Origin of the sequence: Gillisia lutea, from assembly GCF_021568705.1 — a bacterium.
Taxonomy (GTDB): Bacteria; Bacteroidota; Bacteroidia; order Flavobacteriales; family Flavobacteriaceae; genus Gillisia; species Gillisia lutea.
In genome coordinates, this window is record NZ_JAKGTH010000009.1 from 17,736 (window position 1) to 44,546 (window position 26,811).

At 35.7% G+C, this 26,811-nt stretch carries 23 protein-coding genes; 20 read left to right on the top strand and 3 right to left on the bottom strand.

Annotated features, from left to right (window positions below; all coding sequences use genetic code 11):
* Nucleotides 1-52 precede the first annotated feature (52 nt).
* The 4 genes from L1I30_RS09515 (at nt 53) to L1I30_RS09530 (ending at nt 3,782) form a co-directional block, all read left to right on the top strand.
* A complete protein-coding gene (locus L1I30_RS09515) occupies nt 53-1,093 on the top strand; it encodes a serine hydrolase domain-containing protein (RefSeq protein WP_236134055.1) in 1,041 nt (346 codons plus the stop codon).
* A gap of 173 nt (nt 1,094-1,266) precedes the next feature.
* Complete coding sequence (locus L1I30_RS09520; protein ID WP_236134056.1) at nt 1,267-1,980, top strand: acetolactate decarboxylase; 714 nt, start codon at nt 1,267-1,269, stop codon at nt 1,978-1,980.
* A 492-nt stretch (nt 1,981-2,472) separates the two neighbouring features.
* Nucleotides 2,473-2,976, top strand: a complete 504-nt coding sequence (locus L1I30_RS09525) for a Cif family virulence factor (RefSeq protein WP_236134057.1) — start codon at nt 2,473-2,475, stop codon at nt 2,974-2,976.
* Nucleotides 2,977-3,014: 38 nt separating this feature from the next.
* Nucleotides 3,015-3,782, top strand: coding sequence for a DUF6090 family protein (locus L1I30_RS09530; RefSeq protein ID WP_236134058.1), 768 nt, complete (start codon nt 3,015-3,017; stop codon nt 3,780-3,782).
* A 107-nt stretch (nt 3,783-3,889) separates the two neighbouring features.
* Here L1I30_RS09530 and katG read toward each other — a convergent pair whose 3' ends face one another.
* Complete coding sequence (gene katG / locus L1I30_RS09535) at nt 3,890-6,139, bottom strand: catalase/peroxidase HPI (protein ID WP_262911044.1); 2,250 nt, start codon at nt 6,137-6,139, stop codon at nt 3,890-3,892.
* Nucleotides 6,140-6,505: 366 nt separating this feature from the next.
* Between katG and L1I30_RS09540 the strand changes: the two genes are divergently transcribed.
* From L1I30_RS09540 to L1I30_RS09590, 12 genes are all read left to right on the top strand, one after another.
* Entirely contained in the window at nt 6,506-7,090 is a 585-nt protein-coding gene (locus L1I30_RS09540; RefSeq protein WP_236134059.1) for an N-acetylmuramoyl-L-alanine amidase family protein, read from the top strand.
* A gap of 152 nt (nt 7,091-7,242) precedes the next feature.
* Nucleotides 7,243-7,476, top strand: coding sequence for a DUF5694 domain-containing protein (locus L1I30_RS14355; RefSeq protein ID WP_373314932.1), 234 nt, complete (start codon nt 7,243-7,245; stop codon nt 7,474-7,476).
* Nucleotides 7,477-7,623: 147 nt separating this feature from the next.
* Entirely contained in the window at nt 7,624-8,607 is a 984-nt protein-coding gene (locus L1I30_RS09545; RefSeq protein ID WP_236134060.1) for an aldo/keto reductase, read from the top strand.
* A 159-nt stretch (nt 8,608-8,766) separates the two neighbouring features.
* Nucleotides 8,767-10,254, top strand: coding sequence for an ArnT family glycosyltransferase (locus tag L1I30_RS09550; RefSeq protein WP_236134061.1), 1,488 nt, complete (start codon nt 8,767-8,769; stop codon nt 10,252-10,254).
* A 61-nt stretch (nt 10,255-10,315) separates the two neighbouring features.
* Nucleotides 10,316-10,963 (top strand): Yip1 family protein, encoded by a 648-nt coding sequence (locus tag L1I30_RS09555; protein ID WP_236134062.1) that lies wholly within the window; start codon nt 10,316-10,318, stop codon nt 10,961-10,963.
* A gap of 65 nt (nt 10,964-11,028) precedes the next feature.
* Nucleotides 11,029-11,859 carry a GNAT family N-acetyltransferase gene (locus L1I30_RS09560; protein WP_236134063.1) on the top strand — a complete coding sequence of 277 codons (831 nt, stop codon included), beginning with the start codon at nt 11,029-11,031 and terminating at the stop codon, nt 11,857-11,859.
* Between the two features lie 55 nt (nt 11,860-11,914).
* Complete coding sequence (locus tag L1I30_RS09565) at nt 11,915-12,439, top strand: GNAT family N-acetyltransferase (protein ID WP_236134064.1); 525 nt, start codon at nt 11,915-11,917, stop codon at nt 12,437-12,439.
* 11 nt (nt 12,440-12,450) lie between these two features.
* Nucleotides 12,451-12,936: a GNAT family N-acetyltransferase gene (locus L1I30_RS09570; protein WP_236134065.1), complete on the top strand. Its 486-nt coding sequence runs from the start codon at nt 12,451-12,453 to the stop codon at nt 12,934-12,936.
* A 369-nt stretch (nt 12,937-13,305) separates the two neighbouring features.
* Nucleotides 13,306-15,249, top strand: coding sequence for a PAS domain-containing sensor histidine kinase (locus L1I30_RS09575; protein WP_236134066.1), 1,944 nt, complete (start codon nt 13,306-13,308; stop codon nt 15,247-15,249).
* On the top strand, nt 15,246-15,662 hold the full coding sequence (locus L1I30_RS09580) for a response regulator (protein ID WP_236134067.1): 417 nt from the start codon (nt 15,246-15,248) through the stop codon (nt 15,660-15,662). Before L1I30_RS09575 ends, L1I30_RS09580 begins: the two co-directional genes overlap by 4 nt.
* Nucleotides 15,663-15,798: 136 nt before the next feature.
* Nucleotides 15,799-16,488, top strand: coding sequence for a VIT1/CCC1 transporter family protein (locus L1I30_RS09585; RefSeq protein WP_236134068.1), 690 nt, complete (start codon nt 15,799-15,801; stop codon nt 16,486-16,488).
* A 193-nt stretch (nt 16,489-16,681) separates the two neighbouring features.
* Entirely contained in the window at nt 16,682-17,881 is a 1,200-nt protein-coding gene (locus L1I30_RS09590; protein WP_236134069.1) for a sensor histidine kinase, read from the top strand.
* Between the two features lie 37 nt (nt 17,882-17,918).
* Here the strand turns inward: L1I30_RS09590 and L1I30_RS09595 are convergent, their stop codons facing one another.
* On the bottom strand, nt 17,919-18,827 hold the full coding sequence (locus L1I30_RS09595; protein ID WP_236134070.1) for a LysR family transcriptional regulator: 909 nt from the start codon (nt 18,825-18,827) through the stop codon (nt 17,919-17,921).
* Nucleotides 18,828-18,927: 100 nt separating this feature from the next.
* Between L1I30_RS09595 and L1I30_RS09600 the strand changes: the two genes are divergently transcribed.
* The 3 genes from L1I30_RS09600 to L1I30_RS09610 all read left to right on the top strand — a co-directional run bounded on the left by L1I30_RS09600 (nt 18,928) and on the right by L1I30_RS09610 (nt 20,450).
* Entirely contained in the window at nt 18,928-19,524 is a 597-nt protein-coding gene (locus tag L1I30_RS09600) for an NAD(P)H-dependent oxidoreductase (protein ID WP_236134071.1), read from the top strand.
* Nucleotides 19,525-19,653: 129 nt separating this feature from the next.
* Nucleotides 19,654-20,286, top strand: a complete 633-nt coding sequence (locus L1I30_RS09605; protein ID WP_236134072.1) for a chloramphenicol acetyltransferase — start codon at nt 19,654-19,656, stop codon at nt 20,284-20,286.
* Nucleotides 20,283-20,450 carry a hypothetical protein gene (locus L1I30_RS09610; RefSeq protein ID WP_236134073.1) on the top strand — a complete coding sequence of 56 codons (168 nt, stop codon included), beginning with the start codon at nt 20,283-20,285 and terminating at the stop codon, nt 20,448-20,450. Before L1I30_RS09605 ends, L1I30_RS09610 begins: the two co-directional genes overlap by 4 nt.
* A gap of 83 nt (nt 20,451-20,533) precedes the next feature.
* On the opposite strand, the gene L1I30_RS09615 is transcribed toward L1I30_RS09610, so the two are convergent.
* Nucleotides 20,534-23,752 (bottom strand): TonB-dependent receptor, encoded by a 3,219-nt coding sequence (locus L1I30_RS09615; protein ID WP_236134074.1) that lies wholly within the window; start codon nt 23,750-23,752, stop codon nt 20,534-20,536.
* A 319-nt stretch (nt 23,753-24,071) separates the two neighbouring features.
* On the opposite strand from L1I30_RS09615, the gene mutS reads away from it, so the two are divergent.
* Complete coding sequence (gene mutS / locus L1I30_RS09620) at nt 24,072-26,696, top strand: DNA mismatch repair protein MutS (RefSeq protein WP_236134075.1); 2,625 nt, start codon at nt 24,072-24,074, stop codon at nt 26,694-26,696.
* Nucleotides 26,697-26,811 lie beyond the last annotated feature (115 nt).

Consider the following 26,811-nt stretch of genomic DNA (forward strand, 5'->3'; position numbering starts at 1 on the left):
ACCACTTTTATTAGCCGAGATCTTTTGTGCTAATATTTAACCAAGGCTTAAAATGACAAAGAAACAGAGAACCTGGATACTTAGATTGGTGCTGTTTATGGGAACACTAATCTCTTTATACTTTGTTCCTTGGCCAATTGTAAAGGCTTGGATAACACCATTGCCCAATACAGTTCAGGAACAGGTAAATAAAGCAAACGATTATGGGTTTGACGGAATCATTGTGTATGTTGATAAAGCAGGAAAACCGCCTAAATTTTATTCTGCGGGCTATAAAAACAGAGAAAACAAAACACCTGCCGATCCACATGCACTGTTCAAAATTGCGAGTGTAGGCAAATTATATAATGCTTTAACTGTTGCAAAACTCGTAAGGATTGGTAAACTTTCTCTGGATAAAAGCCTCACAGATTATTTACCAGAATTGAAAGGGAGAATTGAAAATGCAGATCGAATTACTCTCAGAATGATGGTTCAGCACAGAAGCGGTATTCCTAATTATACAGACTCTTTTAATTACTGGGCCAATCCTAAGGAAAGTGATGATGAAAAACTTGCTTTAATCCTTGATTTACCAGCCAGTTTTGAGCCGGGTAAGGGGTATGAATATTCAAACACCAATTATTTGTTATTAGGTAGAATTATAAATAAAGAACTGGGTTATGACCGTTTTCAGTTTATGCAGGAAGAAATTTTTAAACCATTGAATTTAAACCACACTTTTGGCTCTATTCACGAGGTAAATATGGATGATGTTATGAGTGGTTACTACATTGGTTACGATGCCGATTTAAAAACAGATGATAACGGTTCTATGTTAGCAACCGCCGACGATCTAGGTAAATTTATAAGAGCTTTAAACAATGGTAGTATATTTAAAGATAAAAAGGAACAGGAAATTTATTCTTCAATTTATAAATATGAACATACCGGGCTGATTCCTGGATACCAAACAATTGCTAAATATCACAAAGACATCGACGCAGTTGTCATTCAATTTACGAACACGGTTAACTTCGAAGGCTATAACTGGAATTTATCTGAAATTATGTATAATCGAATTGTGAAAATTGTGAGTAAGGAAAACAATTAGAGTATAACCAGACTTATAAATTCCCTCTTGAGTCATCAAATTGATTTTCTGAATTTTTCGGAACTATTATGCAAGAATAGTTCATTGTTTTTTGTTCACTATTAATTCAATTCATAGTACTTTTATTTCAGCTTAACTATTTCCAGATACTTGCTTTAATTTAAAAAATATACATGCTAAGAAAAATAATTCAGATCGTTTCCATAAGTACACTAGTATATAGCTGTAATTCTTCCTCTCAAAAAAATGAAATTCACGATATACAGATAGCGGGAGCTATGAAAAACGTAATGTGGAAAGGAGAACTTGACGGAATAATAGATCTCGATACATTAGATAGGAAAAAGGGTTTGTTCGGAATTGGTCCGCAAAGTGGTTTAAAAGGGGAAATTTTAATTAATAATGGTGATATCTATGTATCAAAAGTTATTTCAGATACCACGATGAGTGTCGAAAAAAACCATAAAGTTTCTGCGCCATTTTTTGTGTATGGAAATGTTGAAAAATGGTATGATGGGAAATTGCAAACAATCGAAAGTAATCGTGATGTTGAAGCTTATCTTACAGAAGAGTTTGAAAAAATAAATAAACCTTTTGTTTTTAAAATCATTGGCAAAATAGAGAGTGCAACTATACACATTCAGAACTTACCTGAGAATTCGAAAGTTTCTTCCCCAAAAGATGCGCATGTTGGGCAAATTAATTACTCCTTAGAAAATGAAAAAGTAGAGGTTATTGGATTTTATTCAAAAGAGCATCAAGGAATTTTTACTCACCATAATTCGTATATTCATATGCATTTAATTACGGATGACGGAAATAAAATGGGGCATTTGGATGAACTTAATATGCACGACGCTACTATATTATTGCCATTTAAAAGCTAACATTATTGGTTATCATAAACAGTGGACGTTTTTATATTCGAATTTTAAAAGAAATAGGTATTTTTTAAGAACGCGGAGACTTCTAGCCATTGTAATTTCAATCATTATTACGAAATCAGTATTGGTAGTGTGGCTATTTTTATTTTCTTATTCAAGTTGACAACGGGGACAACTGTTAACAAAATAAATATCACTGAAATTGAATCACTAAATGAAAAAGTGTTTATCGGTAGGAGGTTATTGTCCTTAAAATTAAAGAATGGTAAAGTCCGAGAACTATCTGAACTAACATCTACATCAGAGATTGTAGAGATCAAAAAACTAGTCAATTGTATTGGTATAAAAACTGTTTGATCTATTAAATTTTTGCCTTTACTATTATCTGAAATTTCGATAACTTATTTAATTTTAGTAATTTAAGTGGCTGATAATGTTGCTCTCTACTCCCCATTTATTTTGACTTAGATCTTGAAATAGTTTGTAAACCTTAAAATGATGAAGTATTCCAGCGTTGTAATTAATTTGATGTTAGGGGTTTGTCTCTTGTTTTTAATTCAAAGTTGTAAAGATCAAAAAGGGCCGGGCATAGAAAATGAAGAAGTCACTTCCAATTCTGATAGAGAAACTGAAATACGAAGTACAATTGAAGATCTATATACGGTTTATACTAAATCTGATCTTAAATGGGTTGACTTTTACAATGCTGAATATGAGCTTGCTTCTGATGATGGAAAAGTTTATAAAAAATATGCAGATTCATTAAGGATAGAATGGGAGGATATTTATAGCAGATATGATGTTGTTCTTAGAGAGCGTGGAGAACCCATTATTGACCTATCAGGCGATCAGGCTTTTCATTATAACTCTTTTGACGAGTTATTTATAAATAAAACGACGAAAGATACCATCGAAAATATTGGTACCTGGATTGTGTTATGGAAAAGACAAAAGGATAAATCGTGGAAAATTGAATTTGAAACATATCACGCGCAGTAAAAATAATTGATCACCCAAGCTTTATCACAAAAGGTGTAATGAAGTTCTTTAGAAAAATTAGACAGAAATTATTTACTGAAAGTAAATTCAGCAAATACCTAATATATGCAATTGGTGAAATTATTTTAGTTGTTATAGGAATTCTAATTGCTTTAACTATAAATAACTATAATCAAAATCAACTTATAAAAGCGAAAGAACAAAAGTACTTAAAGGGATTAAAAGAGGAATTTCAAACTAGTAAATTGAAATTAACCGAATTGATGGATGTCAATAAAAATAATTATGAGGGAGCTAAACAAATAATCGTCAGTATCACTAAAAATGATCCACCTACAGAAATTGAGTTTTCACAGTTAATATACAAAACCTTCTCTTTTGATATCTCCTTCAACCCCAATAACTCACTTTTAAGTGAAATGATTAACTCAGGAAGTCTAAAGGATGTAAATAATAATGTGTTAAGAAGGCGCTTAACTAATTGGCTCTCTACTCTTGAAGATATTTCCAAACAAGAAAGCGAACTGGGAAATCAAAGAGAAAAGGTTCTGGATTTACTTAGATCAGATGAATACAGTTTGCGCACAATTTTGGATTTAACAGATATTTATAAGCAGGTGGATCTTCCAAAGGGAGAAAACCATATTAGCAATTTAGACCTATTAAATTCCAAGGAATTTGAAAATAATGTTCTCATGTTTATTTTAACGAGTTATGCAACTCAAAAAGCACATTATCAGCCCTTAATGGATGAAATAGATTCCATTATATCTCTCATTGATACCGAAATAAAAAATGAAGGCTAAAATTTAATGAATAGGAAAGTCTTTGTTAATCTTGGTAGCTCAATAAAAAAAGGTGGTCTATAATTAGACCACCCTTTTTAAAATTCTAAGATTTCAGAATAGAATTTTTATTTTAGATCAAAACGGTCAAGGTTCATTACTTTGTCCCAGGCCTTTACAAAATCTTTTACGAATTTTGTTTCTGCATCATCTGTAGCATAAACTTCAGCAAGCGCCCTTAACTCAGAGTTAGAACCAAAAATAAGATCTACCCTGCTTCCTGTCCATTTCACTTCTCCAGTCTTACGGTCGCGACCTTCAAAATGGTTTTGAGCATTAGAGCGTTCTTGCCAGGTAGTTCCCATATCCAGTAGATTTTTAAAGAAGTCATTAGTCAACTGTCCTTGGCGATGAGTGAATATTCCATGTTTAGAGCCATCAAAATTAGTTCCTATAGCTCTCATTCCTCCAACAAGTGCTGTCATTTCCGGGGCAGTTAAAGTTAATAGTTGAGCTCTGTCTATAAGCATTTCTTCCGCAGAAGCTGAAATATGATCACGATTACCAAAATAATTTCTGAAACCATCAGCATTAGGTTCTAATGGTTCAAATGCTTCCACATCAGTTTGTTCCTGGCTTGCGTCTGCACGACCTGGAGTAAATGGAACGTTAATTTCGTGCCCGGCATTTTTAGCTGCCTTTTCAACTCCGGCACATCCGGCAAGAACAATAAGATCGGCAATAGAAATCTTTTTTCCACCTTGAGCTTGATTGAATTCATTCTGAATATCCTCTAAGGTTTCAATTACCTTTCCAAGTTGCTTCGGATTGTTTACTTCCCAACCACGTTGAGGAGCAAGGCGAATTCGGGCTCCGTTAGCTCCACCACGCTTATCTGATCCTCTAAATGTAGAAGCAGAAGCCCATGCAGTAGATACTAACTCAGCAACAGAAAGACCGGAATCTAGGATCTTTGATTTTAAGTTGGATATATCACTATCGTTTACCAGTTCATGATCCACTTTTGGAATTGGATCCTGCCATAAAAGTTCCTCTTGTGGAACCTCAGGTCCCAGATAACGTTCTATTGGCCCCATATCACGATGCGTTAATTTATACCATGCGCGAGAGTAAGCATCTGCAAATTCATCAGGGTTTTCAAGAAAATGTCTTGAAATTTTCTCATAATCAGGATCCATTTTTAGGGAAAGATCCGTTGTTAACATGAAAGGAGCATGTTTTTTATTTGGGTCATGTGCATCGGGTACTGTCCCGGCCCCTTCATTATTTTTTGGTTGCCATTGGTAAGCTCCTCCCGGACCTTTAATGCACTCCCAATCAAACTTGAATAAATTTTCAAAATATTTATTACTCCATTCAGTTGGGGTGTCGGTCCAGGCTCCTTCAATACCACTGGTTATCGTATCTGCTCCCATACCGGTTCCAAAGCTGTTTTTCCATCCCATACTTTGCATCTCAATACCTGCCGCGGCTGGTTCTGCATCTATATACTTTTCAGGGTCGGCGGCACCGTGAGTTTTACCAAAGGTATGCCCCCCGGCGATTAACGCTACTGTTTCGTAATCGTTCATTGCCATTCTACCAAATGTTTCACGAATAAACTGGGCCGATTCTACCGGATCAGGATTTCCATTATGACCTTCAGGGTTAACATAAATTAGCCCCATGTGAGCCGCTCCAAGAGGACTTTCCAACTGGCCATCGGCATAGCGTTCTTCATTATCCAGCCATTTGCTTTCTGCACCCCAGTAAACATCATTTTCGGGCTCCCACACATCTTCTCTACCTCCAGCAAAGCCAAACATTTTCAAGCCCATTGACTCATGCGCACAGTTACCTGCTAGAACAAGAAGGTCTGCCCAGGATAATTTTTTTCCATATTTCTTTTTGATAGGCCAAAGCAGAAGTCTGGCTTTGTCCAGGTTGGCATTATCAGGCCAACTGTTTAAGGGTGCAAAACGCTGTTGCCCGGCACCTGCACCTCCACGTCCGTCACCAATACGATATGTCCCTGCACTGTGCCATGCCATTCTAATAAAGAAAGGTCCATAGTGCCCATAATCTGCCGGCCACCAATCTTGTGACGCTGTCATAATATCGTAAAGGTCTTGTTTAACCGCACTTAAATCTAAACTTTTAAATTCTTCTGCATAATTGAAATCCTCTCCCATAGGGTTGGTTAAGGAAGAGTTTTGGCGCAGGATATCAAGATTAAGCTGGTTAGGCCACCAGTCCCTATTTGAGGTTCCACCTCCTGCACTATTTTTTAAGGCTCCGCCCATGAAAGGGCACCTGCTAGATTCGTTTACTTCCCATACTTTGTGGTTGTCTTTGCTTCCAGAATGATTATTTTCCATTGTATAAAAGGTTTAATTTTCAGTAATATTCCTCTAATTTACGAATTTCATCTCTATAATTTTTATCTATATTTTTTATTCAAGTATCAATAAAACATATTAGGAGAGTGAGTGAATAATTTAGACAGGTCCCATTTTATGTAGGTTAGGCAATGTTGAAAATGTGAACTCCGTTACGGTGTTAGATGCAAACAGGCTAAAGAGGTGAGAAGGTTCCGTTAAAAGTCATAACGAATACAGAGTAAATATTCTATAATAGGTGTTGTTTAATGGGTTAATTTTCAATTACTTGTATATATAATAAAGCAAATAAATAACCGTTGAATTAATTTAGTTCTTACTCATACTTTTAACAACAAATCATTTATGAAAAATTTACTGAAAATTTTCGGATTAGTAGTTATAACAGTTGCATTTGCATTTACTCCTGTAGAAAAGAAAACTGTTGTAATAGATGTAAGTCATGGAGGTCACGATAGTGGAGTTGAACAGAATGGAATAAGTGAAAAGGAAGTTGTGCTAAGTGTAGCTAAGTATTTAAAAGAATTAAATAAGGATGACAATATTGAAATAGTGTTAACTAGGGATGTGGATAATTTTTTATCCTTAACTGAAAGAGTCGAGCTCATAAATTCTGTAAAACCAGACCTTGCAATCTCACTTCATGTAAATTCAAGTAAAAATGAAAATGCAAATGGTGTCGAGCTTTTTATAAGTGATAACAGTGAGAAAAAGGAACAATCACGTAAACTGGCTGTAAAGCTTCAAAATATAATTCAGTATAATAAGTCTGAAATAAAAAAAGCTAATTTTTATTTATTGAAAAATGTAAATTATCCTATAGTTGTATTGGAGTTAGGTTTTTTAACTAACCAGCAGGATAGGGTTTTATTAACTTCAGAAGAAGGTCAAATTGAAATAGCCAAAGCTGTATATGAGGCTATAAGATAACCTAATGATATAGCGCTTAAGTTTATTCCGGATTAAAATATGCTTTTTTAAAGACTAAATCCTGATGGTTTACAGCTGTCAGAAGGGATTCTTGCCGAACTCATTCAATTAAATAATCCTGAAAATTTAAAAAAGACCCTGGGTAATTTCTCATTGGTCCTTTAAAATATGGAAGTGAGGAGGGCGATTTCTTTGGGGCAAATTTTGAAACAGGTTGCTGGTTTAGTAGAAATTTAAAAATCTTTAGAAATATCCTGCGTATTAATGCCGGACCAGAGGATAGAATTTTGGTAATATATGGTGCCGGGCATATGAATGTTCTCAATCTACTTTTTGATAGTTCTCCTGAATTTGAGCTGATGAATACAAATAGTTTTCTTAAATAAGTTGTAAGCCTTTTATAATTATTATAAGAAGTCTTCTCGTTGAAATTTATTAATTTGAAATTTAACTTTAAATAATACTTCGGTCTTATTTGAAGAGGTAAATTAAACCATTATTGAAATGGGAAATACATAAAAATTAATAATATAATGAAGAAAAGAAGATTAGGGAATAACGGATTTGAAATAAGTGAAATTGGCTTGGGCTGTTGGCAAATTGGTGGTGACTGGGGCGCTGAAATAGGTAATGAAAAATCTCAGGAAATTTTAAGCAAAGCCGTAGATAGCGGGATCACCTTTTTTGATACAGCCGATGTTTATGGAAATGGAAGAAGTGAAGAACAAATTGGTCGGTTTCTTAAAGAACATAATGAAGAGGTTAAAGTAGCGACGAAATTCGGGCGTGACGCTAATATCTTCCCCGATAATTATACAGAAAAGGGCTTAAGAGATTGTGTGGCAGCTTCAAAAAAAAGATTGGGTGTGTCTTGTATAGATCTTCTTCAGCTACACTGTATTCCAATAGATGTGCTTAGAAAAGGGGAAGTTTTTAATTGGTTAAGAGCGTTGAAAAAGGAAGGAGAAATCTCCCATTTTGGCGTAAGTGTGGAAAGTGAAGAAGAAGGATTACTCTGTCTTAAAGAAGAAGGAATTCAATCGCTGCAGGTAATTTTTAATATTTTCAGGCAAAAATTAGCTACACAACTTCTACCGCAAGCGAAAGTTCAAGGCGTTGGTATAATTGTACGTCTTCCTTTAGCCAGTGGTTTACTCACTGGAAAGTTCACTAAGGAAACACAATTTAGTGAGGACGATCACCGTAATTTTAATAGTAACGGAGAGGTTTTTAATGTAGGAGAGACTTTTGCCGGACTACCTTTTGAAAAAGGCGTGGAACTAGCTAATGAGCTTAAAAAACTTTGTCCTTCAAATATGTCCTTAGCAGAAATGTCACTGCGTTGGATATTAGACCATGAAGAAGTTACCACCATTATTCCTGGCGCAAGTTCATCAAAACATATTCAAGCAAATTCAAAAGTGAGTTCTTTGCCTCCTCTACCTGACCAACTAACAGCAGAGATCGCACATTTTTATAAGGAGCATGTTCACGATCACATTCGTGGTGTGTACTAGATAATTCCAAAATATATTAATGCCGAATAAATTAAATCGTAAATAAATAATAAAATATGATATTTTAGGGATCAGGTAGGAGCCTTGTAAATTTCAATGGGAGTATTTAACCTTTGGAATTAATTAAAAGTGTAGGTGATAATCCTTTTAAATTGATCCATGAAAAAATACTTGTCAATCATTCTAAGCCTGTCTATTGTAAAATTTTTAATTCAGTGGTATGGAAATAGGAACTATGGTTTTCATCGAGATGAATTACTCCACTTATCGGTAAGCGAGCACTTAGATTGGGGGTATATGGAATTCCCTCCATTCATTGCATTAATTGGAAAAATATCCTATTGGCTGTTTGATTATTCGTTACTGGGAGTAAGACTTTTTCCTACTCTTGCCGGAGTTGCTGTTTTAATTTTGTGTTGTTTAATAGCACGGGAACTAGGAGGGAAGTCGAAAGCTGTCTTCCTTTCAGGAATATGTGTGCTTGCATTTCTACCATTTTACAGAAATCACACTTTATTCCAGCCTGTTGCCTTCGATCAATTATTCTGGACGTTAGGGTTTTATTTTATAATTAAATTTATTAACTCAGAAAATAAGAAATATTTAATCCTTTTAGGAATAACATTGGGCCTCGGCCTACTGAATAAGTATACCATTCTAGTATGGGCCTTTGGACTATTTATAGGTTTGTTCTTCTATAAAAATGGGAAAGTATATCGAAACAAATGGCTATATCTGTCTGCCTTTATTGCTTTGCTCATTTTCCTGCCCAATATTTTCTGGCAGATCCAAAATGATTTTCCTCTCCTTAAACATTTGCAGGCTCTTAATGAAAATCAGTTAGATGAAATAAACCCCTGGGACTTCGGATTGAAGCAGTTAAGTTTTCCATTTACTCTAATTATTAGTCTTTTCGGCTTAGTTGCTTTTTTAGTAGATAATAACTTGAAAAAGTATAGAACTGTTGCAATTGCTGCTTTGGTTATATTTAGCAGTATGTGGCTACTTAATGCCAAGGCCTATTACCTGTTTGCCATTTACCCGGTTCTGTTTGCCGGAGGCGCAGTAAAACTGGAGTCCTTGTTAATGAAAAAGCCGGTTTGGATATATGTTATTGCAGCTAGCATTTTTCTTCCAGTCATTTATTTTATACCAGAGCTCACCCCAGTTTTACCCATTGAAAAATATGTTAGTTATGCCAATCTTGACAAAGAAAATGGCCGTGTTGAATTAACGGGCGATTACGCCGATATGTTTGGCTGGGAGGAGCAGGTTAAATTAGTTGATAGTGTTTACCAATCCTTAAGCCCTAAGGAAAAAAATAACTGTGTTTTATGGGCCGAAAACTATGGTGAAGCGGGGGCTCTTAAAATATTAGGTAAAAAATATAATTTACCAGATCCTATAAGTAGGCACGGAAGTTTTTGGACTTGGGGTTATGGAAACAAGGATGCTGAGGTATGGATAAGTTTAGGAAATGAGAAAGAATCTGTAGAACACGTTTTTGAAGATGTTGAATTAATAAAAATAATTACGCACAACTATGCAATTGGAGAAGAAAATGGAATACCGCTTTATATTTGCCGAAAACCAAAAGTTGATATAAAGACTTGGTGGAGAGATTACGAAGAGCATGTTTTCGATTGAAAGAATCACTCTCAGAAATATCTAATAATAACAAGCATAAGATTAACTTAACACGTTCACATTGAGCCAAAAACTGGAAGAAAGCAATAATAAGATAGCTATAAATAGCGTATTTGAAACTATTTGGCTTAAGCCAACAGCAAGCTTGAAATTTATAATTCGTAATTATCCCAGAAAGTACGTCACGGTTCTTCTAATGTTAGGAGGAGTGGTGAATTCTGTAGATAGAGCATCAAGAATAGGAATGGGCGATGATATGTCTTTAGCTGCAGTTCTAATTATAAGCCTAGGATTAGGAGCAGGACTAGGCTGGATAAGCTTTTACATTTATGCCTATACGCTAAGCATTACAGGAAATTGGTTAAAAGGTAGCTCAGAGCCCAAGGAATTTAGAACCATAATTGCCTGGAGTCTTGTACCATCGATCGCAGGACTTCTTCTGCTAATCCCTGAAATACTGTTTTTTGGAGACGAGGTTTTCAAAAGCAATGTTTCAAACACTTCACTGTCATTTAACCCGGCAAAATTAATTTTTGGAGCTGTAGAGTTAATTTTCTGGCTTTGGTCGGTAGTTATTTTGGTAAAAGGAATAAAGATTATTCAGAAATTTAGTACCGGTCGGGCTTTGGCTAATATGATGTTGCCTGTAGGTATTATTATGGGAGTAATATTGTTTTTCCTATTGTTAGCACAGGCTGTTGGTGCTTAATTATTTGATGTCTAGATTGAAAATGAGAAAAATATATTTTAAAACTTTTTATTCTAAGAATTATTATGATACCCCTTCCAAACAAAGATTATTATAAAGCACTTAAACCTCTTGAAGACGTAACCTTTAATAAATTATTTGCGCTTTACGTTGTTGAAGGCCGTATTCCCGGTACTATATATGTTGATAATGAGAAGCAACCAACTACTTTTTATATTCTCCACAAGTATGGTATGTCGTTGTTATTAGGAGCCACAAATAATGAAAAATTTAATGTGGCGTTTAAAGAATATGCTTTAAATACAGCTCGTATACGTAACAATTACGAATGGTTACAAGTGTATCCATCACAATGGAATTCAGTATTAAACGATTTGTTTAAAGACGAAATTATTCGCTCAACCGATAATCAGGATAACTCGAAAGCAAATATCATAGAACTCAATTCTAGAATTAATTTTAAGTTCAATGTGAACAAATACATGGAGTTTAGAAAGAAAAATCCTAATGAAAATCAGCGTATTGTGCGCACTAATAAAAAGATTTTTAATGAAATGAAAGGAAGTGTGGTGCCTTCTAATTTTTGGAATACAGCCGATGAGTTCAATAAAAAAGGTATAGGCTTTAGTTTATTTAGCGATAATAAATTGGTTACCACGGCTTACTCTGCATTTATAAATGAGAAAGAACTGGAGTTGGGAATGGAAACCGTACCGGAATATCGAGGAATGGGATTTGCAAAACATGCTTGTTCAGCTCTAATTGATTACTGCTTAGAGAAGAATTTGGAACCTATTTGGGCCTGCCGATTAGAAAATACGGGTTCTTATAATTTGGCAATCAGGCTTGGGTTTGAGCCCACCGAAAGTTTTCCATATTATCGATTAAGTAATTAATAGTTTAAGGAGTTAACCGCAGCAGAATTTTACTGAATACAACTAAGGAAAAAAAATGAGCAAAGAAGAATATACTGTTAGAAATGCGCAACCTGCAGAATTTGAAGAAATAGGAAACTTGATGGTAGAGGTATATTCTCAACTGGAGGGATTTCCGAAGCAGCAGGAGCAACCAGACTATTATAAAATGCTGGCAAATTTGGGAGCTCTAACCAACAAACCAAGTACAGAGCTATTGGTGGCTGTTACGTCAAGTAATAAAGTAATTGGTGCGGTAGTATATTTTAGCGATATGCAATATTATGGTTCGGGAGGTACAGCAACACGGGAAAAAGATTCTTCCGGGTTTAGATTATTGGCGGTAGCCCCTTCAGCAAGAGGAAAAGGTATAGGGAAGTTACTCACAAGGGAGTGCATGAAAAAGACAGAAGCGGATGGAAATCATCAATTGGTTATTCACACCACTCAAGCTATGCAGGTGGCGTGGACAATGTATGAAAACCTAGGGTTTAAAAGAGCTTTTGACCTCGATTTTTTACAAGGTGAACTACCTGTTTTCGGGTTTAGATTAGCCATATAAATAATATTCATATGATCAGGCAAATGACTTCTCGGGATATTCCACGAGTTCTTGAAATTTATAAGATGGGTCTTGATACCAGGAATGCTACTTTTGAAACTATTGCTCCATCAATAGGAGACTGGGATTCTAAATATTTAAAGCATTCTAGGATTGTTTGTGAAAAAGAAGGGAAAATAGTTGGTTGGGCCGCCTTAGCTCCGGTTTCTGCAAGAGCCGTTTATAAAGGTGTAGCCGAGCTAAGTATATATGTAGATACAAGATTTACCGGGAAAGGAATTGGTTCTTTGCTGATGGAGGAGGTTATAAATTCATCAGAGTCGCATGGGGTATGGACTTTGCATTCAAGTATTTTTCCTGAGAATATAACTACTCTTAAACTTCATGAGAAATTTAATTTCCGAATTATTGGGGTTAGAAGGAAGATAGCAAAGCTGGATGATGTGTGGAGAGATACTGTTTTACTTGAAAGAAGAAGTGAAACGGTAGGCGTTTAAAATTCATTTTTAAAGCATTTGCTCTATACTCAATTAGAATAAGGCCCAGGCTCTAGATAGTAGAAAATAAAGACTATATTTTTCATCCATAATTAGTCGAAACTAGGCAATTACTGCACTGGAAAGTTTAAACTTGGCTTACTCCATTTATTTGATTAAAATGTTAGCAGTATCATCATTCATTAACACCTAAGTTAAGAAAAACAAAATAAAATGTTAATTTTAAATTGTGGATGACGTTAATCTTCACTAATTTTAACGCTTTAATGAAAGTATTAATGGTTGCTAATTAGGTATTTAACAGCTCTTAAAAGACTTCAATATTTAATTGTTAAATTTTAATACAGTCTTGCAGTTAGCAATAAGATAATGCAAAGTTCCCATTCCCCAAGAATTTCTAATGTTTTAACAACACAAGCAGGTGTAGCTTTAATAGTAAGTTTAATTGTACTATTTGGTTGGATCTTTCATGTAAAAGAAGTGCTTAGTATTATACCCGGTAGTCCTACCATGAAATTCAATACAGCGCTTGCTTTTCTCTTTTCCAGTATAGGTGTGTTAATTGCAAGAAAAGGAGGGAGAATATTTCGAATTTTTACTTATATACTGGCGATAAGCATCCTTATCATATCAGTTTTAACCCTAGCCCAGTATGTTTTCGCATTTAACTATAATATAGATAACCTCTTTATAGTAGACCCATATTCACAAACTAATCCTGGAAGAATGTCGCCGGCTACGGCTTTTTGTTTTAGCCTGTTAAGCCTATCATTATTGGGTACAAATTCTCAATCTATTAAGCTAAGAACTGCAACAAATCATGTGTTGTTGGCAATTACAATAATAGCAATGTTTGCCATATTTGGTTTCATTTTACAGATTCCAGCAAAGGGTAAGATATTCTTCTTCGATTCTATGGCTATTCATACCGCCATTCTCTTTAGATTAACTTCTCAATCTCTTTCTTATAAAAATCCCACCTATGGCTTTACAGCCTTGTATTTGGGTGATTATGCCGGGAGTAAATTAATGAGGTGGATCCTCCCTTTTCTAATTGTATTCCCTTTATCTCTTGGCTATTGGCTTCTGTATATCATCAATAATAACATGCTAAATGTTGAGTTTGGGGTAGCAATTTGTGCTATAAGTTGTACACTAGTATGTATTTTTTATGTGGCGATGGTTGCTATCAGGCTCAATAATAGCGACAGGGAAAGGAAAAAGTTAGAAAATGAGCTATATGAATCTAATCAGGAATTAAGTCATTTTAAAAAAGCTCTCGATGCGAGTTCTATTGTAGCGACTACCGACCGTAAAGGAGTTATCACTTATGTGAACAATAAATTTTGTGAAATCTCAAAATATGGAAGGGATGAACTTATTGGTCAAACACATAAAATCCTCAATTCCGGTCATCATTCCAAAGAATTTTTCAAAAGTCTCTGGAAAAAGATAGGCAACGGCGAAGTATGGATAGGTGGAATAAAAAATCGCGCGAAAGACGGGACATATTATTGGGTACATACCGCCATTGTTCCTTTTAAAGATGAGAATGGGAAAATATATCAATACCTTGCTATAAGACAGGATATTACTAAGCTAACCATGTTGTCTTCTCAATATGAAAATCTGAAACTGCGGAACAAGGAAATTGAACAATTTACTTATATCGCTTCGCATGATCTACAAGAACCACTACGTACGGTAAATAGCATGGTAGACTTGATCCAGCAGGATTATCATCATCAACTAGATGAAGAGGCATTGGTATGTCTTGATTTTGTTATGGACGCTACCACTAGGATGAGTAACCTAATAAAAGGTTTGCTCGATTACTCTCGAATAGGCGGCGATAAGCATTTGGTAAAGGTGAACTTAATGGAAATGGTAGAGACTGTTACCAAAGACCTCTCATCTCTTATCCTGGAAACTAACACCAAGATCACTACTGGAGATCTTCCTATGACAATGGCCTATAGTACAGAATTACGACTTCTATTTCAAAATTTAATAAGCAACGCTATTAAATTTCAGGAGAAAGGGAACCGTCCCGAAATTCATATCTCAGCTCTTCAAACTAATGAGCACTGGCAAATTTCAGTGAGGGATAATGGAATTGGTCTGGCAAACCCCAGTAGCCGAAATATATTTGCAATTTTTAAAAAACTCAATAATCATAGTGAATTTGAAGGTACCGGTATTGGTTTAGCTCATTGTGAAAAAATTGTTCATTTACACGGAGGAGAGATATGGGTGGATTCCGAATTACATAAAGGAAGCACATTTAATTTTACAATTTTTAAGTATTCATGAAGAAAAAACTTAACTGCATCTTGTTAATCGAAGATGATAAAGCAACCAATTTCATTCATCAAAGAATTATTAAGAGAGTTGACTGTGCTGAAAAAGTTGTAACGGCTTTAAATGGATTAGAAGCGCTGGAATATCTCAACAAAGAGGAGGATGGCGTATTACCTCAGCCTGATCTTATCTTTTTAGATATCAATATGCCGGGCATGAATGGATGGGAATTTTTGGAAGAATATCAAAAACTACATAATGATAAAAAAGGCAAAGTAATATTGGTAATGCTAACAACTTCTCTAAATCCCGACGATTTTGAAAAAGCCAGCCAGATTCCGGAAGTAAATGGGTTTAAAAATAAACCGCTTACCATGCCACTTTTAGAAAGTATTCTTGAAGAATATTTCCAAGATCATTTTTAATTATAATTGTTCTAAATCAGTTTCTTGGTGTTAAAATTAGTCTGAAATAAAACTGAAAAAGTTTAAATTAGAATATTGGTAATAATTTAATATGCTTGGCTGATGTCTATTTAGTCAGCGCTAATATTCAAAACTGTTGGAAGCGGAAAAACATTACGTTATAAGAAGCAACTGGTTAAGAGCAGCCATTTTAGGGGCTAACGATGGTATATTGTCTACCGCCAGTATTATAATAGGGGTTGCAGCCGCCAGTAATTCAAGAGATCCCATTGTGCTTGCAGGTCTGGCAGGATTGGTTGCAGGAGCATTATCTATGGCTGCCGGAGAATACGTCTCGGTAAGCTCGCAAGCCGATTTGGAAAGCTCAGACCTGGAACGGGAGAAGTTAGAATTACAAGAAATGCCCGAAGCAGAATTACAGGAACTGGCTGAAATATATGAGAAGAGAGGGCTGGATAAAGAATTGGCTTTGAATGTAGCTAAACAATTAACCGCTCATAATGCCCTGGAAGCTCACGCCCGGGATGAGCTTGGTATTAATGAGATTACTCAGGCAAAGCCTTTGGAGGCCGCACTTGCCTCTGGCGCAGCCTTTGTGTTTGGAGGAGCTTTACCCTTACTGGTCGCCATGTTTGCAGCCGTAAAGCCTATGGTTTATCTTCAATATTTCTTTGCGTTATTGTTTTTAATTGTGCTTGGCGTAGTGGCTGCAAGAACCGGGGGGTCGAGTATTAAAAAAGGGATTATCCGCATCACGTTCTGGGGAACGGTTGCTATGGGAATTACCGCCTTGATAGGTTATTTATTTGGAGTAAGTATGGGGTAAGATTTACACCTGTATCATAATATCGCACTTCTTTCACTTTTGTATTATAGAATTAACATTCCTCTGCCATAATAAACTTGGATTGCGGAATGAAAACATTAAAAAAATACATAAAGTTCTGCTAATTAGAATGTCAAGTAAGAGTAAAAAGCTAATATTTGTGCGATAGTATCGAACCCTACCCCAAATGTTTATGAAGATAGCAGATGTTACCCTGAATGAAAATGACAGACTAAAGGCTTTAAAAACATATTCCATTTTAGACACCTTACCGGAACAGGATTTTGAAGATATCACCAAGATAGCTTCCGAAATATGCCAAACTCCTATTTCTCTTATTTCTTTAGTAGATGAGAACAGGCAATGGTTTAAATCTCATAGGGGATTAAATATAAACCAAACTCCGCGTCACTTCTCCTTTTGCTCTTATGCTATAAACGAAAAGGACACAATTATGATAGTTCCTGATTCTAGATTGGATAGTCGATTCAGTAATAACCCGCTGGTAACCGGAGAGCCGCATATTGTATTTTATGCAGGGGTGCCACTGCGTACCAATGAAGGATTTTCTTTAGGAACTATTTGTGTTATTGATAATGAACCTAGAAAATTAAGTCAATCTCAATTAAACTCCTTAGAGTCTCTTTCAAAACAGGTCGTGAAACTTTTGGAGCTTAAGAAAGCGAACCATCTTTTATTCGAAAGTAAACAGGAGTTAGAGAAGCGAAATGTAGAATTGGAAAAATTCGCATATATGGTTTCTCATGATATCAAATCGCCCTTAAATAAAATTATTTCGCTCACCAATATCTTAAGCAATCAGCAGGAAGTAAATGAACAGGAGAGAAGATTCATCATTAATAATATTGAAAATTCAACCATTCATCTTAAAGGGTTTATTGACGGTATTATAAAGCATTACCGTGGAGTTAACGCCCCTAATACTGAGGTAAACCAGCTAACCATGGCGTCTTTTATAGATGAGTTAATATTGTTGGTTGATCCTGCCAGAGAATGTAAAATTTACACTGATCTCGACTGTGAACTATGCTTTATTAATTCTATAGCGCTCAAGCAAATCCTACTCAATATTTTAAGTAACGCAATAAAATATAACGATAAGCCCGAAGTAATAATTTGGATCAAGGTTTCTGAAGACAATGGTTTTTATAACTTTTCAATAGAAGACAATGGGATAGGTATAGATCCAACCGAATTCGATAAAATATTTGAAACCTTCACCACTCTTGGTAAAATTGATAGATTCCAAAATTACGGAAGCGGGATAGGACTTTCTACTGTAAAAAAAATTGTAGAAAAACTAGGGGGAGAGATCCAGGTAAATTCTAAAGTAGGAGAGGGTTCAGCTTTTAATTTTACTATAAGAAAGTAAATTAAGAATATTGTTATTCCAGATTTAATCTCAAACATCACAGCTGTATAGGCTTCATCACTTTTCTGAAAAGTTCTTTGATGAGGTCTATTTCATTGTTGTATTCCGTTTTTTTTCTGTTTCCAAAATATAAAGTGTTTACTAATTTAGGAGATCCTTCCCATAAAACTTTTATCTTATCCTTCTCCACTTCATCTTTAAATAAAAAATCGGGGATAACAGCAAGACCGGTTCCTCCAGAGAGGCATCTTACAATCGAATTTAAATTGGGAACAATATAATTGGGTCTGAAATCAGGGTTTTTATTGAAGTTAAGTTGCCAAAACCTGAAGAGATGCTCCATATCGCCCGTAGTGCCGTACCATTTTTGTTTTTTTATCCAGATTTCTAAAACCGCTGTATCACCTTTTTTGAGCAATTTTTTAAATGTATTCTCATCAATATCTCCTCCTCCAGCCAGAACAATTGTTTCAGAAGAAAAAGCTTCATACTCTATACTTGCTGAAGTTCCTTTTTGCGGAGTTATAATTAGATCTAAGATACCTTTATCTAAGTTAGAGAGCATCTCTGGATATTCTCCAAAACGGATTATTACATTAAAGGGTAGCGATGAAATATATTGTTCCAAAGTGATTTGAAAAGTTTCAAAGCACATTCCCACGCTTATGGTTGGAAGTTCCTTAACGGTGCTTTTTTGAAAGTTCTTCTCCGCTTCTTCAAGCTTTTTTAAAGGTTCTACTATAAAATTATAAAAGACCTTTCCTTTTTCCGTTGGAATCATCTTTCTACCCGTACGTTCAAAAAGTTGATAACCCACATAGCTTTCTAAAGAATTTAAATGAAGACTTACTCCCGGCTGAGAAATGAATAAGGCTTTAGCCGCACCCGTGAGTGTTCCAGTCTTATAAATGGCCTTAAAAGTTCGAAACCATTCTAAATTAACCATGCTTTTATCTATTATAATTATAATACAAAGGTATGATTTATATAATTTTGATGATGGGTTCAGCTACTCTATTTTTGTGGAGAATTTAAATGATAATAATATGAAGAAGATATTTATAATAAATGGCGGGCAGAAATTTGGTCATTCTGGCGGTAGATTTAATGAAACAATAGCGAATGTTTCAGAGAATTTTTTTAAAGAACATGAAGGTTTTGAAGTGAAAACCACCAACATTAATAATGAGTATAATGTTAAAGAGGAAGTAGAAAAATATGCTTGGGCTGATGTGGTTATCTACCATACTCCTGTATGGTGGTTTCAGTTGCCTCATGGCTTTAAAAAATATATAGATGTGGTTTTTACAGAAGGCCATAATAATGGTATTTATCATAGTGATGGTAGAACCTCCAAAAATCCGGAGATCAACTACGGGACGGGAGGGATGTTAAAAGGAAAGCAATATATGTTAACCACTTCTTGGAACGCTCCAAAGACTGCTTTTACGTTACCCGGAGAATTTTTTAATGAAACGAGTGTAGATAATGGTGCATTGTTTGGTTTTCATAGAATGAACGCCTTTATAGGAATGGTTCCTTTAAAGCCACTTCATTTTCATGATATTGAAAAGAATGCAGATGTACCCAGAGAAATAGAATCATATAAAGAGCACTTGAAAGAGGTTTTCAATATAAATTAAAGAATGGCTGCTAAGTCAGGGAAGTTTAGTTCTTTTAAAGTTCGACAAAATTTGAAAGAAATCATTTTCTAACTACCTAAAACGTGCTAAAAAATCTAATTTTGTTGATCCAAAGAATTTATGGATTTTATGAAAGTTATTAATATAGACAAGTGGAAACGCAAAGAGTATTTCAATTTTTTTTCGGAATATGATGAGCCTTTCTTCGGAATAGTTTCAGAAATAGAATGTACAAAAGCCATGAAATCGGCTAAAGAATCTGGAGTTTCCTTTTTCTCATATTATTTACACCAGTCTATAAGCGCGGTTAATGAAATAGAGGAATTCAGATATAGAATGGAAGATGGTGAAGTGGTGGTTTTTGATACTATACACGCTTCTGCCACTATTGGGAGGGAAGATGAATCATTTGGATTTTCTTTTACTGAATTCAATAAAGATTTTAAGAAGTTCAATGCCTCGTTGCAAGCTGAAATAAAGAGAGTGAAAAGTATATCGGGTTTGGGAGTAGATGCAAATGCAGCTCGAAATGATGTAATTCATTACTCATCAATTCCATGGAGTAAGTTTACCGGGTTAACGCATGCCAGGCATTTTCACAGGGTTGATACAGTTCCTAAGATCACTTTTGGAAAAGCTTTCCTTAGAGACGATAAATGGTATATGGCTGTAGCTATAAACGCACATCATGGTTTTATGGACGGAGTGCATATTTCTAAGTATCTTGAGCGTTTTCAGAAATTATTAAATAAAGAATCATGAGAACAAAGAAAAGTATGGCAACAGGAATAATTCTTGTAATTATTGGAGCTGCAGGAATTTATTTTTTAGATGATGAAAAGTACAGCTTCATTCCTGCTATACTGCTTGGTCTGGGAATTGGTATAAGCATTACGGGTTTTAAAAAATATGATAAGAAATTCTAAATTTCTATTAAGGTATTTTGAAGATTAATCCATAAAAAAAAGCAGCTCAATTAGAGCTGCTTTTTTCGTTTGAATTATAGAGTTTAGAAGATATAACGCACTCCAACTTGCGCCTGCCATCTCGAATCTAAACTGAAATCTTTAGCAAATGTTCTGGTTTGAGATTGATCAAAACTGTAGGTAGGGGTATTTGTTTCATCTACTGTAACTCCAATTGGCTGATCGTTCACCGGATTTTCAATAACTCCCCAATCGGAATTCAATAGATTTCCGAAATTAAGTATATCTAAACTTAATTGAATGGTATTGGTCTTTTCGCCGATTAAAATATCATAGTCCTGAAGTATTTTCACATCCCATCTTCCTTTCCAGGGGCTTAAAGCTGCATATTTTTCAGCATATTCACCTCTACGGTCTTTTAAATAATCATCTTGCTGAATGTAAGAGTTGAAAACAGCTCTTTGAGCTTCCTGTTCCTGTGTCGTTCCGCTGAATTGGTAGGTTTCCAGATCTGCTTGTGTAGGAATATAAATAAGATCATTTAAACCGGAACCATCATTGTTGATGTCTCCAGAATAAGTATAAGAAAATCTTCCTCCCTGCGCATATTCATAGAAAGCTCCAATAGAAGTTCTCCATTGCTTACGCTTTCCATAACTGAAACCTTTATTCAATTGCCCAACAATACGGTGTTTATCACCATATCTTGAATTTGAGCTTACCGCTTTGTTCACGTTTCCAATTGCAGGATTTCTATCGTATGCATCACTTGAAATTTCAGCATCTAAGGAACTGGCATCTTCAGCTTCTAGATAATTGTAAGCAATACTTGCAAATAATCCATTATCGAATGTTTTCTGAAGTTTGAAAGACCAGTTGAAAGAATATCCAACATTGGTATTGCTAAACACATATGCATTGGTAACACCTCCAAACTCATTGGTAGCCCTGTCTGAATTCAAGTAGATAGCTCTGCTATCGGCTCCATTAAGTGTTCCCGATGGAGTAGCTAATCCATAATTTCTCACTATTTGTGCGTTTACATCTCTTGTGTAAATAACATCGGTAGAGGCAAGAATTCCATTTTTGAATTTGTAATCTAAACCTAAGCTGTTTCTCCATACCTGTGGGTATTTAAAGTCGGGAGAAGAAGTTGTGTAAAAGAAAAAGTTAGGATTCGCAACCTGATTTCCAATCCATACAAAAGGTAAACGACCCGTAAATATACCTGTCCCTCCACGTAGTTGAAGTGTTTTGTCTCCTTTAACATCGTAATTGAAACCCAACCTTGGAGAGAATAATAGTTTTTTAGAAGGAAGATCTAGACTGTTCAGTTTTACAGTGGCTCCATTCTCGTCATAGTAGGTAATCTCCGGTTGGTAATTTCCATCAGGATAGGTTCCTCCTGCTGAACGTTCAATATTTTGTGCGATCTTATCTTTAGTGTCAAAATATAAAGGCTGATCTACCCGCAGTCCGTAAGTAAAAGTGAACTGGTCATTCATCTTCCATTTATCTTGCCCGTAGAAAGCTAACTGACCTACATTGGTTTCAGCTAAAGCCCAAGTACTATTAGCATTATTAGTATTGTAGATGTTTTGTGCATTGGCTAAAGCTGCAGCAATAGTTCCGTTATTTACAGCTTCCTCGAAACTTCCACCCGGGTTAGATGGATTTGTTCTTACGCTTGTAAAAGCATCAAAAAAAGTACTTACAGGCCCCGTTCCTGCTTCCGCATCTCCGGCATAGTCATATAAACCTAAGTTGAAGGAGTTATCGAACATGAATTTCTCGAAACTACCACCTAAGGTAATAGTGTGGTTACCAGTAATAATATTAAGATTATTAGTTATTTGATATACACTCTGCTCTAATCTGTTATTGATAGAAAAAGGTTCGTGACCCGCAACAATTGCTCTTACCCCATCTTGCAAAATATTGATGGGAGGTGCTGGTGCAGAGAAAGGATCTCTACTATCGTCGAAAAACGTATAACCCGCTTGGAATTTATTGGAAATATTATCGGCAAAATTGGAGTTTAATTCTACTAAGAAAGAGTTAATCTTGTTATTGATTCTATATCCAGAATTCTTGAACTGAAGCGTAGTTAGATCGGGTCCTCTTCGCCCAATAGCTTCGGGATTTGCAGGAACTTCTCTGGATGCATCAAGGAAATTGTAGATAAAGGCCATTCTATGATTGGTGCTTATGTTCCAATCCAGTTTTAAAAGACCTTTGGTAGATTCTGTAATATGTGTGTAGCCTTCGTATGGTCCTGTTTCATATCCTAAAGAAGACAACTGGCTAGAAACATAATCTAGATCTTCTGCAGAAACACGGGAAACATTGGCTCCTGTAAGTCCCGGTCTTGAAGCTAAAAAGTTAGATCCCAAATCTTCACGATCGTCTTTTTCAAAATTGGCAAAAACAAAAAGTTTATTTTCAATGATCGGTCCTCCTACGCTAAACCCATATTGAGCCTGAGTAAGATCTGGTACAATAATATCGTCTCCGGCAACTTTATCTCCGGTCATTTGTTCATTTCGGTAAAAACCATAAACAGTTCCTTTCCAGTCGTTGGTTCCACTCTTGGTTACGGCATTTACAGATGCTCCTGTGAAACCTGCCTGAGTAACATCGTAAGGAGCGGTAGATACTTGAATTTGATCGATAGCATCTAAGGATACCGGCTGTGCGTTAGTCTGCCCTCCTGGAGTAGCAGCATCTAAACCAAATGGATTGTTGAAAATAGAACCATCTAAGCTGAAGTTGTTGAACTGGTCGTTTCGACCTCCAAACGATCCATTACTGGAAGCAGTAGGTTCTAATCGGTAAAAATCGGCTGCCGATCTGGAAATGGTGGGAAGTGCTTTTAATTCTCTACTACCAATATTTGTTTCGGCTCCAGTTCTATCGCTGTTTATTACAGTGTTTTTGGCACTTGATATAACAACTGCATCCAATTCGGTAGCGTCAGAAACCATATTTACCTCAATATTGAAAGTTTGACCTAGGCTAAGGTTAATGTCGTTTAAAACGTAATTTTTAAACCCCACATAAGTAATAGTTACTGTATAGGGACCTCCAATTCTAAGGTTTAATAAGTTGAATCGTCCATCAAAGTTGGTAACTACTCCATATGTTGTTCCGGTAGGAGTGTGTACAGCACTGATATTAGCGCCTGGAAGTGGTACATTTTGGTCGTAATGTACAACTCCGCTCATTTCTGCGGTGGTTACCTGTGCAAATACGGGCAACGATAGAAAAAATGCAGTTAAATAGAGTAAAAGGTTAGATTTCATCGGTAAAATTTGTTGTTTTTAAGGTTGTGTTGCTAAAATGTTAATTATTTGCAAAAATAATATTAAAAAACATATTCAAAAGATAAGCGGTAGTTTTAATTCTCTTTTTTTTAGCGTATTGTTCTTGTTTATTGATGTTTACATAACATTAAAAGGCTGCTATTAACATTTCGGTTAACTTTAAGATGAATTTTTTTTTAAGTGGAAGGGAATGGTACATTTTTTAGACGGCGAAAAAACATGTGAATAAATGAAGTTGCTTTAATTTTAAAAAAGAGGTAGGAATAAGTATTTTAGCCATAATTAAAATCTCGAAATTTTGGCAGCCAAAAAAGCAAAGCAAACCACCCCATTAATGAAGCAGTACAACAGTATCAAGGAGAAATATCCGGATGCACTGCTTTTATTTAGAATTGGAGATTTTTATGAAACTTTTGGGGAAGATGCCGTAAAAACTACCAGGATATTAAATATTGTTCTTACCAAAAGAGGAAGTGGAACTGAAGTAGAGACCGCATTAGCCGGTTTTCCCCATCATGCCTTAAACACCTATTTACCTAAGCTGGTTAAGGCAGGTTTAAGAGTTGCAATTTGCGATCAGTTAGAAGATCCTAAACTTACCAAGACCATCGTGAAACGTGGGGTCACTGAGTTGGTAACGCCGGGTGTAGCGATGAACGATGAGGTTTTAAATAGCAAGACCAACAATTTCTTATGTGCTGTGCATTATGGCAAGAAGATCATGGGGATTTCCTTTCTGGATGTTTCTACAGGCGAATTTCTTACAGCTCAGGGCCCGGCAGAATATATAGATAAGCTGCTTCAAAATTTTAGTCCTAGTGAGGTCTTGGTTCAAAAGAATCATAAAAAGGATTTCACTAAAACATTTGGAGATAGTTTTCATTGTTTTTATCTGGAAGATTGGATCTTTAAAATGGATTATGCCTATGAATCTTTAAATGAACATTTTCAAACGAAATCTTTAAAAGGTTTTGGTGTAGAGCACTTGGCTGAAGGAATAATTGCATCGGGAGCTATTCTGTATTATTTAGGAGAAACCCGGCATAATAAACTACAGCATATTACATCTATCAATAGAATTGCTGAAGAGGAATATGTATGGATGGACAGGTTTACCATCAGAAATTTAGAATTATATCATTCTACAGCTCAAAATGCCGTTACCCTTCTGGATGTAATAGATCAAACTATATCTCCCATGGGAGGAAGAATGTTGAAGCGTTGGCTGGCCTTGCCTTTAAAAAATGCCGAGAAGATACGTAGCAGACATCAGGTAGTTTCCTATCTTATAGAGAATGGAGCAGAGCTAGAAAGTATTCAGAAAAATATAAAGCGAATAAGCGATCTTGAGCGACTTATTTCTAAAGTAGCTACCGGAAAGATCTGTCCGAGAGAAGTACTTCATTTAAATAATTCGTTGGAAGCAATTGTACCTATAAAAGCGCTTGCAATAAAAAGTAAAGACGAAGCTTTAAAGGTTATTGGGGATCAACTTCAGGATTGTGAGGTCTTGCGCACTAAAATTAAAGCAACCTTGCATGAAGATGCTCCGGTTAATATTGTAAAGGGAAATACGATTGCTCGAGGAGTTAATACCGAACTGGATGAACTTCGGGATATCGCTTTTTCTGGAAAGGATTATTTAAATGGAATGTTGGAGCGGGAAACTCAGGCTACCGGCATTACGTCTTTGAAAATAGGAAGTAATAATGTATATGGGTATTATATAGAAGTTAGAAACAGCCATAAAGATAAAGTGCCTGAGGAGTGGATACGTAAGCAGACCTTGGTGAATGCTGAGCGTTATATTACAGAGGAACTAAAGGAATACGAAGCAAAGATACTTGGCGCGGAAGAGAAGATCTTGCAGTTGGAGCAGGAAATCTTTGGGAAATTGGTAAGCTGGTTGGCAGACTATATTCAGCCGGTACAGCAAAATGCAAGACTTATAGGTCAGTTAGATTGTCTATGCTCTTTTGCGACACATGCTATTAGTGAGAATTATATCCAACCGGATATAGACGACAGTTTTGAATTAGATATAAAGGAAGGTAGGCATCCAGTTATTGAAAAACAGCTACCTATAGGAGAAAGCTATGTTACCAATAATGTATTTTTAGATACCACTACGCAGCAAATCATCATGATCACAGGGCCGAATATGAGTGGTAAGTCGGCTATTTTAAGGCAAACCGCTCTTATCGTCTTACTGGCCCAAATGGGAAGTTTTGTGCCAGCCCAATCTGCTAAAATTGGATTGGTAGATAAGATCTTTACTAGAGTAGGGGCAAGTGACAATATATCTATGGGGGAATCTACATTTATGGTAGAGATGAATGAGACTGCCAGCATCTTGAATAATATCTCCGATAGAAGCTTAGTATTGTTAGATGAGATTGGTAGAGGGACAAGTACGTATGATGGAATTTCTATTGCATGGGCAATAACTGAATATTTACACGAGCATCCTTCGCACCCTAAAACCTTATTTGCCACGCACTATCATGAACTCAATGAGATGGGCGAGACCTTTAAGAGGATTCAAAATCATAATGTCTCTGTTAAGGAGTTGAAAGATACTGTACTTTTCTTGAGAAAACTTGTACCGGGAGGGAGTGCACATAGTTTCGGGATACATGTAGCTAAAATGGCAGGAATGCCACAGCAGGTGATTCATAGAGCGAATAAGATATTGAAGAAGTTGGAAAAATCTCATCAAATGGAAGATTCAGGTGAAATTTTAAAGAATTCGGCAGAAAATGAGATGCAGCTAAGTTTTTTTAATCTGGACGATCCTTTGCTGGCAGAATTGAAAGAAGAATTGTTACATATTGATATCGATACACTTACGCCTGTTGAGGCTTTAATGAAGTTGAACGAGATTAAAAGAATGCTTGTGAGCAAGCAAAAAATAAAGGCCTAAAGCGAATATTTTTTCAGAAAAGTCTTTGGTATATTAAGAATTGTTTTAAATTTGCAACCGCAATACGCCATAAGGCATTGCGCTCTCAGGGAAATTGAGAGTACGTTCATACAAA

Bases quoted from the DNA above. Each gene is read 5' to 3' on its own strand.
- katG (WP_262911044.1), bottom strand. From the start codon at position 6,139: ATGGAAAATAATCATTCTGGAAGCAAAGACAACCACAAAGTATGGGAA.
- L1I30_RS09595 (WP_236134070.1), bottom strand. From the start codon at position 18,827: ATGGTTAATTTAGAATGGTTTCGAACTTTTAAGGCCATTTATAAGACT.
- L1I30_RS09575 (WP_236134066.1), top strand. From the start codon at position 13,306: ATGCAAAGTTCCCATTCCCCAAGAATTTCTAATGTTTTAACAACACAA.
- L1I30_RS09525 (WP_236134057.1), top strand. From the start codon at position 2,473: ATGATGAAGTATTCCAGCGTTGTAATTAATTTGATGTTAGGGGTTTGT.
- L1I30_RS09530 (WP_236134058.1), top strand. From the start codon at position 3,015: ATGAAGTTCTTTAGAAAAATTAGACAGAAATTATTTACTGAAAGTAAA.
- L1I30_RS09520 (WP_236134056.1), top strand. From the start codon at position 1,267: ATGCTAAGAAAAATAATTCAGATCGTTTCCATAAGTACACTAGTATAT.
- L1I30_RS09560 (WP_236134063.1), top strand. From the start codon at position 11,029: ATGATACCCCTTCCAAACAAAGATTATTATAAAGCACTTAAACCTCTT.
- L1I30_RS09605 (WP_236134072.1), top strand. From the start codon at position 19,654: ATGAAAGTTATTAATATAGACAAGTGGAAACGCAAAGAGTATTTCAAT.
- L1I30_RS09580 (WP_236134067.1), top strand. From the start codon at position 15,246: ATGAAGAAAAAACTTAACTGCATCTTGTTAATCGAAGATGATAAAGCA.
- L1I30_RS09615 (WP_236134074.1), bottom strand. From the start codon at position 23,752: ATGAAATCTAACCTTTTACTCTATTTAACTGCATTTTTTCTATCGTTG.
- L1I30_RS09565 (WP_236134064.1), top strand. From the start codon at position 11,915: ATGAGCAAAGAAGAATATACTGTTAGAAATGCGCAACCTGCAGAATTT.
- L1I30_RS09550 (WP_236134061.1), top strand. From the start codon at position 8,767: ATGAAAAAATACTTGTCAATCATTCTAAGCCTGTCTATTGTAAAATTT.
- L1I30_RS09610 (WP_236134073.1), top strand. From the start codon at position 20,283: ATGAGAACAAAGAAAAGTATGGCAACAGGAATAATTCTTGTAATTATT.
- L1I30_RS09540 (WP_236134059.1), top strand. From the start codon at position 6,506: ATGAAAAATTTACTGAAAATTTTCGGATTAGTAGTTATAACAGTTGCA.
- L1I30_RS09515 (WP_236134055.1), top strand. From the start codon at position 53: ATGACAAAGAAACAGAGAACCTGGATACTTAGATTGGTGCTGTTTATG.
- L1I30_RS09600 (WP_236134071.1), top strand. From the start codon at position 18,928: ATGAAGAAGATATTTATAATAAATGGCGGGCAGAAATTTGGTCATTCT.
- L1I30_RS09590 (WP_236134069.1), top strand. From the start codon at position 16,682: ATGAAGATAGCAGATGTTACCCTGAATGAAAATGACAGACTAAAGGCT.
- L1I30_RS09545 (WP_236134060.1), top strand. From the start codon at position 7,624: ATGAAGAAAAGAAGATTAGGGAATAACGGATTTGAAATAAGTGAAATT.
- L1I30_RS09570 (WP_236134065.1), top strand. From the start codon at position 12,451: ATGATCAGGCAAATGACTTCTCGGGATATTCCACGAGTTCTTGAAATT.